This window comes from Bacillus sp. FJAT-22090, assembly GCF_001278755.1.
Classification (GTDB): Bacteria; Bacillota; Bacilli; order Bacillales_A; family Planococcaceae; genus Psychrobacillus.
In genome coordinates this window covers 2,908,232-2,922,450 of the sequence record NZ_CP012601.1, presented here as the reverse complement: position 1 = coordinate 2,922,450, position 14,219 = coordinate 2,908,232, and the positions used below count along the sequence as shown (strand labels likewise).

Here is a 14,219-nt window from a genome sequence, read left to right as displayed (position 1 = left end):
GAGTAGTATGAAGAACAGTTCGATATGGTCGAAGCCATTTTATTATGTTGTTGTGTTTGCTGTCGCAACAATTAGTTTGTACCCGATTTTTTTAATGTTTTTATCTTCGTTTAAAACGAGTGCTGAAATTTTCAAGAATCCATTAGGATTGCCTACGAGTTTTAGCTTAGATACATATAGAACATTATTGAGTAAAATACCGTTTGATCAATACTTTATCAATAGTGTAATTGTTAGTGTAACCTCTGTTGTACTCGTTGTTCTCTTTTGCTCGCTAGCAGCATTTTATATTGCACGCTTTAAGTTTAGCTGGAATAATGCTATTTTCTTTTTATTTTTATTAGGAATGATGATTCCAATAAAATTAGGCATTGTGCCACTCTTCATTTTAATGCGTGATTTAGGTCTGATTAATTCACTTTGGTCCCTTATTTTTATGAATATCGCTACAGGTACACCCCTAACAATGCTTATTCTAACTGGCTTCTTTAAAACAATGCCTATGGAGCTAGAGGAAGCCGCAAGAATGGATGGGGCAGGAAACTTACGCGTGCTTTGGAATGTGCTTCTTCCATTAATGCGTCCAGCATTGGGTACAGTGATAATTGTAAACTTTATTTCCGCATGGAATGATTTTTTCTTCCCCTTAATTTTTATTACTGAAAAGGCGAAGATGACAATTCCAGTTGGAATGTTATCCCTGTTTGGAGAGCACTCAGCGGATTGGGGTTCCCTATTCGCAGGCTTAACATTAGCTTCACTACCGATGATGATTCTATTCTTAGTTGCATCGAAACAATTTATGGAAGGGCTGACAGCCGGTGCACTTAAGTGAGGAATACTTTAGGTGCCAAAAAGAAAAAATGCGTAAGAATAGTGCAAAATTTAAGTTCATATTAATAATTTTTTGTTAATAGGATCTAAATACATCTAATCTTCACAAAATAATAAAATAACATTCGAGAGTAGACTAAAGCAACCCCTATCATTAGTTAATGATAGGGGTTGCTTTTTATATATAATTCTATTGGTGATTAAAATCTATCACGTTTATTTAAAGGATCGTTGTCTAATCTGTTTTCTTCCATTGGATCATTATCCAATGCTCTTTTCTCTGTCTCTGTATAGCTCACTAATGTGGGGTCAGATGTACTAATACCTGTGTACGTCGTTCCTAAATTAATATCCTTCTCATCATAAATAGTTCCATACTCTTTATCTACATAGAGAAGGATGCCGCCACTTTTAACTTCGCTGTAGTACCGCTCTGCCTCTTCATCTGTAAATCCCATATTGAGAAACGCTGCACGTACCGGCTCATCACCGCTTATGAAGGCCATGAATTTGTCTAGCCAGTTCCCATCCGCTGAAGTCAAATCGACGTCCGTTTGTCCGCGAACGATTGAAAGAGAATCTTTATCGTTTGTTACTACATAAATATCATCTTCTACATAACCTTCTAGCTTCAATTCATTAATCTTATCCAGTACTGCCTGCTCTGTTCTAAAAGATCCAACATATTTTTTGTCTGCCATTATTAATCTCCTCCTAAAATGTGAAAAATTAATATCGTGCATGTTTAATAGATACCCACTCGTTTCTTTGCTAAACAATAGCATCGTATTTTGTGCTGTTTTCTTAAACAAATTACAAAAGAACAGAAATGCTTACCTGCTCATTAGAATGCGAGTTTGATATACGTTGAACATAATAATTTTATTCCACAAATTGGATGATAATTAATTTGATTATTTTGCTAAAATAATACAGGTGTACTATCAAAAATGTACAACAAAAGGAGGGTATTTTATTGAAAAACGCATTACTTTATGTTTCCTTATTACTAGTTATGCTACTAGTTGCATGTGGGGAAGAGGAAGCAACAGAAAAATCTTCAGCTCCTACAAATGCATCAGAAGAAGTTTCAAAAGACGTTGAAACATCAGAAGAAGCGAATAAAACTGAATCACCAGAATTCGGCAAACGTTCAAATCCAGTGCCAGTAGGAACAACCCAATCGGTCGATATCGCTATCTACGACAATGAATCCAATTCATTCGCAGGAAAAGCAGATATAACGATTACGGAAGTGAAACGTGGCCAGGAAGTACTTGACCTTGTATTAGCTCAAAACGAATACAATGAAACTCCTCCTGAAGGATACGAATATATTCTCTTAAATGTAAAAGCAACTTTAACAGAAGCAGAGACCGAAGATTATGCATGGTTAGCTGATGGATGGGATTTTAACTTTATTGGAGAGGATGGTTCTCCATACGAAATGGCTTCAGTAGTATATGAACCAGAATATCACGGAGAAGTTTATGTAGGCGGAACAGTAGAAGGGTTTGTTATCAATCAAGTAAAAGTAAACGATCCTATTAAAGTAGTCTACGAGGATGGAAACTGGGATAATGTATTTTTCTCAACAAAATAATATAGGTAGGAGATAGAATGTTGAAAAAACTAATAGCATTTTTAATTGTACTAGTATTTATCGTATCTGCTTGTGGTACAAATGAAACAAGCAAAGAAAAAGAAACAGAGAAAGAAACTGAAAATGGTAAAGTGGAGAAAGCAGAAAGCCAATCCGTTAATGTTGATAAAGGATTAATCAATGTGGAAGTCACATTACCAGCTACTTTTTTTGAAGATCAAGACATCAACGAAGTTATTGCAAGTGCTAAAGAAGAAGGTTTTGACGAAGCGACAGCCAATGAAGATGGGTCTGTAACGTATAAAATGTCTAAAGCTAAACATAAAGAAATGATGGACGAAATCAAAACCGGTATATTGGAAACTGTAGAAGAAACAAAAAACAGTGAAGACTATGTTTCTATTAAAGATATTACTCACAATGATACTTTCTCAGAATTCACTTTAGTTGTGGACAAAGCTGCTTACGAAAATAGTTTTGACGGATTTGCTGCTTTTGGTTTAGGAATGTCAGGAGCATACTATCAAATATTTAATGGAGTGAGTACGGAAGATTATAAAGTGCAAATCTCTATTAAAGATGAAGCTTCTGGTGAAGTATTCGATACAATTGTTTATCCTGATGCGTTGGAAGAGTTAGAAGCAGAATAAAAACAATATTATAAAGAGAATAACAAAGAACCTCAATCATTATTTATTGATTGGGGTTCTTTGTTATATTTGAGGTGTATAATAGTCTTATTTACAATATTTACTATTAATATTACTCCTAACTATGTAAAATAAAAGAAAAAGAAGACGAAAAAATGGAACATAGCATGTAGATTTTAATTTATATAATTAATCGTAAAAAGTTTATGTGCCTATGATTGGAGACTGGGTGAATGGATAGGGAACAGAAGAGATATTCTAGACTTGCAAATATAACTAAAATAATTAATACAAAGCTAGAACTGCGTGAAGTATTACAGCGTGTAACAGCAGCGATATCTGAGGAGATTGTTCAATGTAGTTCTGTTGGTGTTTTTTTACCCCAAGAAGATGGAACATTCAAAGGATACGCTGGAAAACCAGATAATATAAATGGAGAAACGCTGGATACGCAAATAATTGATCCTGAATTCGACCTACTTGCCAAAGAAGTTATTGATACCCAAAAAACTATTTACATCCCTGATACCTCTAAGGATGAAAGGCCGTATCCTAGAGCAGTCGAAGCATTTAAAATTAAATCCATATTAGCTCTTCCTATCTTATTTGAGCAGGATTTATTTGGTCTTGTTTTTTTGTTTAATTATGGGACTCCAATGTACTTAACGGTATCAGAAATTCAAAGTGTGGAAGCGTATGTTAATATGGCAGCGGTTGCAATGCTAAACGCAAATAATCTAACGCAAAAAGAAAACCTGATTGACGAAAAACAGTTGTTACTGAATGTTACAAGTGATTTATCAATGTGTTCCTCCATAGAGGAAAGTCTTGAAAAATGTTTTTTCTACATAGAAAAGATTTTACTTAGCAAGAATATTGCTGCCCACTTCCTAGATCCGTTTGAAAAAACAACGATTAGATTAACAAAGTTAAGTATGAACTGTGATTGGACAGAAACAGAATGGATGAAAACCCTTAATAATATAAGTAATGACAAAAACTATACGGATATGATCCAAGAGGTTACTAAAACAAAAAAAATCATTCACTTACCTAGTTTCGGTTTAAAAGGGCTTCTGATGATTCCTTTAGTTTCAATGGGTGAAGTATTAGGTGTAATAGCAGTTGTGCATGTGAGAGAGGAAGCTCCAAATTACGAGGATTCTCAAATTCAACTTGTACAATCTATAGTTGATGCTACAGCCCCTACATTTTCAAACCTATTATATATGGACCAACTTGAAAACATGGTAAAAGAGCGGACAAGAGAACTAGCTTCGGCAAATGAAATGGTTACGAGTGTCATTGAAAGTATTACGGATGGCTTCTTTACTTTAAATAAAGGTTGGGAATTTACGTACATAAATGAACATCAATATTTACCACAAGGGAAAAAGGCAAATGACGTATTGGGTATGAATATGTGGGAAATTTTCTCGGAAAATGTTGGAATGGATATTCACAGAGAGCTTCATCGTTCAATGTCACAACGTATAACAGTAAATTTCGAGATGCTTTCACCATATAACAATAATTGGTATGAAGTAGTTGCTTATCCATTTGACGAAGGTATTTGTTGTCTATTAAAAGACATAACGGAAAAAAAGGAATATGAGAAGGAATTAAAAAGATTGTCCAATCTAGACTTAATCGGGCAAATGGCAGCAGGTATTAGCCATGAGATTAGAAACCCTATGACGACGGTAAGAGGGTTCTTGCAATTAATAAAAAAAGAAGAAGATTTTGAGAAGCATAAAGATTATTTAAACATTATGATTGAAGAGTTGGACCGTGCAAATTCAATCATTACTGAGTTTCTTTCAATGGGCAATACAAGAACATCCGATTTAAAGATGTTAGATTTAAATGAAGTTATCCATGATATTATCCCTTTAATAGAGGTTGATGCATCAAATCAAAATAAATTTGTTGAATTCCATACACAAGACATCCCAAAATTATTTTTAAATCGAAATGAGATACGGCAGTTACTAATAAACTTATACCGCAACGGCTTAGAAGCAATGTGTGCAGGGAAAACCCTGTCTATTAGTACGTACAAGGAAGATGAAAACACGGTGGTACTTGCAGTGCAGGATCAAGGTGTAGGAATCCAGCCTGAAGTATTAGAGAAACTAGGCACGCCATTCTATACTACAAAAGATAATGGTACTGGCTTAGGGCTAGGTATATGTTATGCCATTGCTGCACGTCATAATGCAAATATTGAGATTCAAACGGGATCTAATGGCACTACTTTCATTGTTAAATTTAAAATATGATTAATAAAATATAAGACATTAGAGAAAAAACTAGATATTAATCAAACTGAAGACTACCTCGAAATTATTTTTATATAAGATAGGTTGGGTTTTCCGCAGCTTTCCGCCGGGCTACGAGCCGCTTGGGCAAACACGATGTTATTCACTTATTCGATTCTTATTTTGGATCCGTTAATTTCCGTTCCAGGCGGACGCGTTCCGCCGGCATGGCTTCAGCCGCTTCCCTCGCGACGCTCAGTCCAGGGTCTTCAGCTCATGCGATTCCGGCTGGAGTCGCCGCCTTCCACTCCAATCAACTATTATCCGCTTTTCAATTAAAAAACCATCGCAACATTTATAATTTGAGTTTCTCCTTACACAAGAGTTTCAAAGGTATGTTTCAATTAAATACCCCTACTCCAACTCCCTAGACATAATATAATAAATACTAGTATTGTATATTCAAATCAAAACCCAAAAAAGAACATATGTTATCCATTATGATAAAATGGAATTAGATATTATAATGTAGACCGATATTGAGTTTAGCAAAAATTATAGACGATCGAGAAAGGATTAGAAAAATGAATTTTTCGATGAATGAAAAGAAAATCAAAAGATTATGTGGAGAAACTGCTTTTAAAAAGGGTAAAGCATATTTTCATGCAGGAAAAGTTAAGCTTCAACCCTTTCAAGCGGATAGTTCAGAAATCAAAGCCACTGTAAAAGCGGGTGAAGATTTCAATATCACGGTGAAAGCAGATGCAGATGGGGTTATAGTAGCGAATTGTACATGCCCGCCAATAGGCTTTTTAAAAACATACTGTCAACATATAGCAGCGACATTAATCGCAATCGAAGATAAGCAACAATCAGATGATTATTTGGGGAATAAGATGTTGAATTTATTTGGAAATAAATCTTTGCCCCCGACTGGTAAGCAACTTCATTTTGATAAAAGAGAGACACTTCATGTTGAGTTTATATGCCGACCGATCTTTCTGAGAGTCGGGGAGTATGTGTTTGGGATACAAATGAGAATAGGTTCAGAATCGTTATATAATATCGCGAATATAACGAAATTTCTCGAAGAAATGGGAAGAAGAGAACCATTTGAATATGCCTCAGGCTTGATATATGATTACCAATTCTTCAGTTTTCCAAAAGAAACCGATGAAGTCCTTCAATTTTTAATGAAAAGCCAGCGCTTGAATAGTACTGCTAGCTTACAAGAAGACCTGTTAGTTATTTCTCCAACAGACTGGGAGCAGCTTCTACCTTTATTCATAAATGCACCTTATGTAAGGTTTTTGCAAGATGGAGTCGTTTATGACGGGGTTCAGTTTGGGCAAGAGCTACCTTTAAGTTTTAAATTTGATGAAGGAAATACGACTGACTATCAACTGAATGTGATAGGACTTGACCGAGTAACTGTATTAAAGGCTTATGGTTATGCTTTTTCAGAGGGTATATTATACAAGCTGGCACCAGAAGAGTGTACTCGTCTTGCAGAGTTAAAAGAAATGTTGGATCAATCCGGGAAAAACCAGCTCCTTATCGCAAAGAACCAAATTGATACCTTTATGGAAACAGTCATACCAGGGTTGATGAAGCTTGGACATGTGCATATTAGTCAATCTGTTTCGAAAAGAATGGGGGAGACACCACTTAAGGTCAAGTTGTTTCTGGATCGAGTAAAGCACAGACTACTCGCTGGATTGGAATTTCATTATGGTGATTTCTTCATTAATCCATGTGAAGAAAAGGAAGAAGCATTTACCCATTTCCCTGGAATCAGACGTCAACGTAATAAGGAGCAGCAAATTATCCAACTACTCCTTGAAAATTCATTTACACAAACGCCAGGTGGATTTTACTTGTACGATGAGGAAGCAGAGTATCACTTTTTGTATCATGTTCTTGGTCGTATGGAAAAATGGGTTCAAATTTATGCTTCAACAGCTGTAAAATTGCGAGTGCAAAAAGCATATACAGGTCCAAAAATAAAGGTAGAAGTGAAGGAACGAACGGACTGGTTGGAGTTCAAATTCGATCTTAAAGGAATTCCAGAAAAAGAAATTCAACAGTTGATGGCTTCGATTGAAGAAAAAAGTAAATATTACAGAATTCCAAACGGTAACTTGGTATCGTTAGAAACACCTGAATTTCTGGCACTATCTAGTTTCATCCAGGATATGGAGATATCTATTGATAATATCCATGATGAAATTCGTATTCCATTAATTCAAGGGCTGCAATTGGTTGATACTTTGGAACAAGGTGATCTAGTAGACCCTGGTGAAAACTTTGCGAGTCTAATGAAAAATTTAAACAATCCCGAAGAAATGGATGCAACAATACCTTTAGCATTAACTTCCACACTTCGAGATTACCAAAAAGTAGGTTTCAATTGGCTCAAGCTGCTAGCTAAATATAAATTTGGTGGGATTCTAGCAGATGATATGGGGCTTGGTAAAACATTACAAAGTATAGCTTATATTGAATCAGTTCTCCCAAAAGTGCGACTGCGAAAATTACCAGTATTGGTAATTTCTCCAGCATCGCTCGTTTATAATTGGAAGAATGAATTAGAAAAATTTACACCACATATAAATGTCCAAGTTATAGATGGAAACAAAGAAGAAAGAAGTAAATTATGGGAAGCATCTTTAGAAGGAGATGTAATAATCACTTCTTATCCTTTATTACGAATGGATACAGAACTCTACAAAAACCGAACTTTTCATACTCTCTTTTTGGACGAAGCCCAAGCTTTTAAAAATCCAGTGACCAAGACAGCTAAAGCGGTGAAAATGATACAAGCGGATTACCGATTTGCACTGACTGGAACTCCAATAGAGAACTCATTGGACGAGCTTTGGTCTATATTCAACGTTGTGTTTCCAGGCCTTTTGCCAAACAGAAGAGTCTATAGTGAATTAAGTAGAGAAGATATAGCGAAACGGGTACGTCCATTTATTCTACGTCGAATGAAAAAGGATGTTTTGAGAGAACTACCCCAAAAAGTAGAAACGATTCTATACACAGAGTTGCAATTGGAGCAAAAAAAATTATATGCCACTTATTTGGCAGAACTTAAACAAGATGCTTTAAAACACTTGAAAAAAGGGACTTTCCAAAAGAACCGCATACAATTTCTAGCCGGACTAACAAGGCTGCGACAATTATGCTGTCATCCAGGTTTGTTTGTGGAGGGCTATAACGGAAGCTCAGCAAAATTTGAGCAGCTGATGGAAATCCTAGAAGAATGTCGAATGTCAGGTAGACGAGTACTCGTCTTTTCACAGTTCACCCAAATGCTCGGCATTATCAGAAGGCAACTGATTCGGCAAGGCACTCCTTACTTTTACTTAGATGGCCAAACCCCACCTGCCGATCGTGTGGAAATGGCCAATCGATTTAATGAGGGTGAAGGAAATCTATTCCTTATCTCATTAAAAGCGGGGGGCACAGGTTTGAATTTAACCGGTGCAGACACAGTCATCCTTTACGATCTCTGGTGGAATCCGGCAGTCGAGCAACAAGCCGCAGACCGCGCCCACCGAATGGGACAAAAAAACGAAGTAAACATCATCCGCCTAGTAGCAAAAGGCACTATTGAAGAGAAAATTAATCAACTCCAACAGAAAAAGATGAGTCTTATTGATGAAGTCTTACATTCAGGGCAGGATGTGTTGGGGAGTATGAGTGAAGAGGATATTCGGGAGATATTGATGATTGAGTGAGGATTTCTTTGAAGAGTTTGAAAGTACATCAGGAATTCTGTCATCTCCGATTTGTGGAGTATTAAAAATCAATCGTGGCATTATGATGAGGGATTTGATAATGATAAAATTTATAGTCTTGTATAAAAAGTAAGTTTTAACAATAAAAGAGGCGAACGGTTAACAAAAAGGAGTATCTACCAGCTAAAGCTTATGTAGATACTCCAATAAGATCTTATGGTGTCATTCTTCAACCAAATAATGATAAATGTCAGATTGTACTGGTTCTTTAAGGTACATACTCATAGTAGCGACACTATAAGTTTTTCCTTTGTCTACAAGACTATCGTTTTGTGCACTACTAGAATCAACAGTAACTTCTCCGAGGTAATAGAAATCTTTACCCTCACCATTATGTTTTTTAACAAACAAATGAACAGCGATATTAGCTTCAGAGGAATTCACTATAGGAGCAATATCTTTAGCTGTAATTTTTCTATTCTTTGTTGAACACCATTTAAAAATATCTGGTGATAAAAACTCGTCCATATATTTAACTTCTGAATCGTCTTCTTCAGCTTTATGATAGTTTACAAAAATAGGACAGGTATTCATTTTAACTCTGCCACCATTTAAAGTACCTTCTTCATTACTATCCCAATTTAAGAGTCTACATACATCTTTTCTAGAATACTTTTCGTACATTGTAAATGGGGTTTGTAGATTGTATTTTTTGTTTTTTTCAAGGCTACACAAAATTATATCTTCTAACATTAATCTAAATGAATCTTTTTCAATACTTTTCTGTAGTTCATTGTTTAGCTTATATTTACCATTTTCAAAGATTATAATTGACTTCAATCCATAGTTTTTCTTAGCAGTTGTCACAAAGAAATTTAATGAGAGTAGGTTTTCTACAGATTTAATAGTTTCTTCGTTAAGATAAGTTCCAAAATCCTTTAATAATTTTAGGTAATCTACTTTAGATATTTCACTTTTCTTTATTAAATTTTGGATTAACAATATTTCATGAATTCTTTTTCCATTAATAAGTTCTTGAGAAAACATTGTTAAAACAGATATTTCGTATTCTGTTAGTGAGGGGATTTCTTCCTTCATTTTCGATAGAAATGCATAGTAATTTTCTGAATAACCAGTAATGACTTCCGGGTCTATGGAATTTTGTTCAATAAAATCATACATTGCCGGTATTCTGCCAAGACGATTCTTCAATTCTGAATATGAATCTTTCAATGTTTTTAAAGTTGATAAATTTGTGTTATTAATAGCATCAAAAATACGTTTCTTAGCAATTTCTTCAAAATTAATTGTTGAAACTCCTTGAATATAGTCGGTATTAACAGTTCTACGTCGGACATTATCTTTGTTCATGGATTGATCACCAGAAAGGGCGATAGGAATTAAATAGTTATTTTTATAGTTACCTATGAAGTCAATGATAGTTACATAATCCTTTTCATTATGCTTGCGAAGACCACGCCCTAGTTGCTGGATGAAAATAATACTAGACTGTGTTTGACGAAGCATTACGATTTGGTTTAAAAATGGAATATCGATACCCTCATTAAAAATATCTACCGTTAAAATATAATCGAGTTCATAACGCTCCAATTTACTAATTGCATCTTCTCTTTCCGGTTGTGAATTATCACCTGTTAGTGCAATAGTGTTTAACCCATGGGTATTTAAAATGGAAGAAAGAGCATGTGTTTCCTCTTTAGAACTACAGAAGATTAAGCCTCGTACCCTTTTCCCTGAATAGCCATAGTAATTAATTTTTTCTAGAATATGATGGACACGTTCATTTGAAACCAACCTTTGTAGAGTAGATGTATCATCAATGACTTCTCCGCCTCTCTCATAATCGGTCACGCCAAAATAATGAAATGGACACAGCATTTCTTCTTCAAGAGCAGCCTGCAATCGAATTTCATACGCTATATTGTAATCAAACAGTTCAAAAATATTAAAACTATCTGTACGTTCAGGAGTAGCTGTCATACCTAGTAAAAACTCAGGTTCAAAATAATTAATAATATTGAGGTAAGAAGCTGCACCTGCACGGTGTACTTCATCTATTAAAATATAGTCAAATTCTTCTTTATTGAATTGTTGTAAATAGCGTTGTGAAGATAAAGTTTGAACTGTTGCAAATAAATATCTTGCTTTCGTATCTTTCGAATTTCCAGAAAGTATACCAAAATCATCTGGATTACCACCTAGTATTGTTCGATAATCTTGAAGCGCCTTCTTTAATATTTGTTCTCTATGAACCACAAAGAGCATTTTTTTAGGGGCGAAGTTCCGTACATCGAATGCAGATAAGTACGTTTTTCCGGTACCAGTAGCTGAAATAATTAAGCCTTTTTTAGCGCCTGTTGCACGAAGAGTTTTTAACTGTGCCAGGGCATCAATTTGCATTTTATTTGGTTGAATAGCGAGACTATCAGCTAATTGGTTTGTTAAATACTGAGAGTTTACTTGTAATACATTTGTACCTGCTTGTTTAATGAAAGGCTGCTGTTCGTACATTAGATTGTAGTGATTAATCCAATCTATATTTAAAGGAATTGCTTCGTTCCAAGCCTCTTCAAATTGGTTTTTAAAGTGATGAATGATTTCCCCACCTTCTAAAGAAGTTAAATAGACATTCCACTCGTAGTTAGCTTTTAAGGCACTATCGGTTAGGTTAGAACTCCCGACTATTAAAGAATAATAGTCTATATGTTCGAATATATACCCTTTAGAGTGGAATCCTTTAACCCCAGTTAGCCGGACTTCCACATTTTCTAGTTTCAATAGTTCTTTGAACATTTTGGGTTGATTAAAATTCAAAAAGGTAGACGTTAGAATTCTACCTTTGATACCTTTTAGCTGAAGGTCATAAAGCATGGTTTTTAATGTCGCTAGACCACCCTCAGTAATGAAGGCAACGGAAAAAATGAAGGTTTCACATGTTTTCATTTCTTGAAGAAGTGTCGATAAAACATTTTCGTGGGATTTATTTGACAGTAGCTTAGGTTTAAATTGTCCTGATACAGGATTACTCTGATCAATAAACCCCTTATGTAATGAATTCTTCATTTTATGGATAAGTTGTTCCATTTAAATCACGTCATTTCATTCAAATTTTCCGAACTTCTACTTTTCTTTTACGATTTTTTCAACAGCTGGAATATCCGCTGGTGCGAAAGTAAGTTTATGTAAGTTTTCACGAGTTACCCATCTCGTGTCAGAATGCTCAGTGGCGATAGGAAAACCTTCTAATAGTTTTGCTTTATAAGTTTCTAATCTAACGATAAACTTTTCATATTCATATGTTGTATCTTCGACCTTCTGACCAACCTCAATTGCACAATCAAATTCTTCTTTTATTTCACGATGTAATGCTTGCTCCGGGGTTTCTCCAGTTTCAATTTTACCACCTGGGAATTCCCAAAGATTCGGAAGGGACATTTCGGGACTTCTTAAAGCACAAAAAATTTCATTGTTATCATTTTCGATAATTGCACCAACAACATGGACTGACTTCTTCATTTTTTATCTCCCTAAATTTAATTTATAAATGTATCATAGCTGATTTTAGAGTAATGAGCAGCAAAATACATCAATATTAATGGAAATATTAAGTGGAAGAGAAAAAATTAGAAAAAGTATATAGGTATTTCAAATGAATAGATTAATAACTTGTTACTAGTTTTCTTTGTAGGTTCGATATGGGTTAGATGGCTTACACAGATGAAAAGAAGTTGTTTTATATGGATATAGCCCTGCAATCGAGGTATCTCGACTGAGGGCTACTTTTTGTCTTTAATATTATTTAAGAAATCTCTAAACTCCAAATCTCTGTCTATATCCACACTTCCTGCACATTTCTTCCACAGCTTCTCTTCTCGTAAATCCATCATAGAGGGCATTTGCTCGATCGCTTTCGATAATTTCTGAGAAGGGGGTTTTATTGATATTACCTAAATTGATGACGCCTTCTCCATCTAGGCAGCAAGGGACAACGGTTCCGTCAACAAGAATGGCTGCTTGACTCCGAAGAGCATGGCAGAATCCTTTTCCATCATCTTCTGGTGCTTGTAAGCTAGGCCATTGAAATTCATGGTCTTGGTTTAGATAAACGTTCTGTGCAATTTTAATACCTTTTCCTGGTTGTACTTTTTCTTCGATTTTGTAATCTAGGTTGTATTCATTTTCTAAGATTTCTAATGTTTCTCGGTTTCTTCGATGAGCCAAATCGGATTCAGCTTCTTTTTGTAAATTCCATAGTCGATAAGAAATAATCGTATTATGCTCCTTGGCATCACGCACGAATTCCAAAATATCTCCTAAGTATTTTTCGCGATTCTCTGAACCTTCATGACCATCAAAGCTATGTAAGGAGAAGTTGATTTGGCGTAATGCAGGTTTGCCTAGTAGTTTTTCACGATTCTTTTTAATAAGCGTCCCATTTGTCGTGATATTTACTTTAAATCCTTTCGCATGTGCAGCGTCCAGTAATTGATCGATTCTAGCATGCAGAAGGGGTTCCCCTTTGACATGAAGATAAATATATTTCGTATGGTCTTTAATCTGATCTAGTATGTTGTTAAATGCATCAAGTTTAATGATATTTGCCTTTCGACTTGTTGGAGGACAGAAGCTACAAGCCAGATTACATACGCTTGTAATTTCAATGTACATTTTCTTAAATGTTTTCAATGTTTGTTCACCATTCCAGTTCTAATATATTCACATAACTACATTCATTCTAACAGAAAATATACATTTCTTAAGTAGTTTTTGAAAGCAGGTTGTAATAATGTTGTGAACATAAAAGCTGTTTTGTGATTAATGTGTATCAAGTAATAATTCCTATTGATAAAAGTAAGTGTATCTAAAATAAAAGGCGAAAAAGTAGCCGAAATTGCATCTTCGGCTACTTTCTCAATTCTTAGAGAGTTTTTATTCTTTCATTCCCCCAACCTAAAACATCAAGTGCAATAAGGTTGAAGGGGAGCGACGGACAAACATCAGCCACAGGATAACCGAAAAGAAAAGAGCCGATGAAAGTGACAAAGTCACTTCCATCAGCTCTCGTTCTCTCGGAAAAGGTGTAATAAATGTTAAGTCCAAAGCT

General features: G+C 35.1%; 9 protein-coding genes. 5 read left to right on the top strand and 4 right to left on the bottom strand.

What is annotated here, in order from left to right:
• The first annotated feature begins 7 nt into the window (after positions 1 to 7).
• Positions 8 to 835, top strand: a complete 828-nt coding sequence (locus AM499_RS14580; RefSeq protein ID WP_053590893.1) for a carbohydrate ABC transporter permease — start codon at positions 8 to 10, stop codon at positions 833 to 835.
• Positions 836 to 1,034: 199 nt separating this feature from the next.
• On the opposite strand, the gene AM499_RS14575 is transcribed toward AM499_RS14580, so the two are convergent.
• Positions 1,035 to 1,535, bottom strand: a complete 501-nt coding sequence (locus AM499_RS14575) for a YflT domain-containing protein (RefSeq protein ID WP_053590892.1) — start codon at positions 1,533 to 1,535, stop codon at positions 1,035 to 1,037.
• A 275-nt stretch (positions 1,536 to 1,810) separates the two neighbouring features.
• Here AM499_RS14575 and AM499_RS14570 point away from each other — a divergent pair, with 275 nt between their 5' ends.
• The 4 genes from AM499_RS14570 (at position 1,811) to AM499_RS14555 (ending at position 9,094) form a co-directional block, all read left to right on the top strand.
• Complete coding sequence (locus AM499_RS14570; RefSeq protein WP_053590891.1) at positions 1,811 to 2,437, top strand: hypothetical protein; 627 nt, start codon at positions 1,811 to 1,813, stop codon at positions 2,435 to 2,437.
• A gap of 17 nt (positions 2,438 to 2,454) precedes the next feature.
• Positions 2,455 to 3,087, top strand: coding sequence for a hypothetical protein (locus AM499_RS14565; protein ID WP_053590890.1), 633 nt, complete (start codon positions 2,455 to 2,457; stop codon positions 3,085 to 3,087).
• A 233-nt stretch (positions 3,088 to 3,320) separates the two neighbouring features.
• Positions 3,321 to 5,369: an ATP-binding protein gene (locus AM499_RS14560; protein WP_053590889.1), complete on the top strand. Its 2,049-nt coding sequence runs from the start codon at positions 3,321 to 3,323 to the stop codon at positions 5,367 to 5,369.
• A 563-nt stretch (positions 5,370 to 5,932) separates the two neighbouring features.
• Positions 5,933 to 9,094 carry a DEAD/DEAH box helicase gene (locus AM499_RS14555; RefSeq protein WP_053590888.1) on the top strand — a complete coding sequence of 1,054 codons (3,162 nt, stop codon included), beginning with the start codon at positions 5,933 to 5,935 and terminating at the stop codon, positions 9,092 to 9,094.
• 222 nt (positions 9,095 to 9,316) lie between these two features.
• Here the strand turns inward: AM499_RS14555 and AM499_RS14550 are convergent, their stop codons facing one another.
• The 3 genes from AM499_RS14550 to AM499_RS14540 form a co-directional block, all read right to left on the bottom strand.
• Complete coding sequence (locus AM499_RS14550) at positions 9,317 to 12,199, bottom strand: DEAD/DEAH box helicase (protein WP_053590887.1); 2,883 nt, start codon at positions 12,197 to 12,199, stop codon at positions 9,317 to 9,319.
• A 36-nt stretch (positions 12,200 to 12,235) separates the two neighbouring features.
• Entirely contained in the window at positions 12,236 to 12,631 is a 396-nt protein-coding gene (locus AM499_RS14545) for a (deoxy)nucleoside triphosphate pyrophosphohydrolase (RefSeq protein ID WP_053590886.1), read from the bottom strand.
• Positions 12,632 to 12,925: 294 nt separating this feature from the next.
• A complete protein-coding gene (locus tag AM499_RS14540) occupies positions 12,926 to 13,801 on the bottom strand; it encodes a radical SAM/SPASM domain-containing protein (RefSeq protein ID WP_053590885.1) in 876 nt (291 codons plus the stop codon).
• Positions 13,802 to 14,219 lie beyond the last annotated feature (418 nt).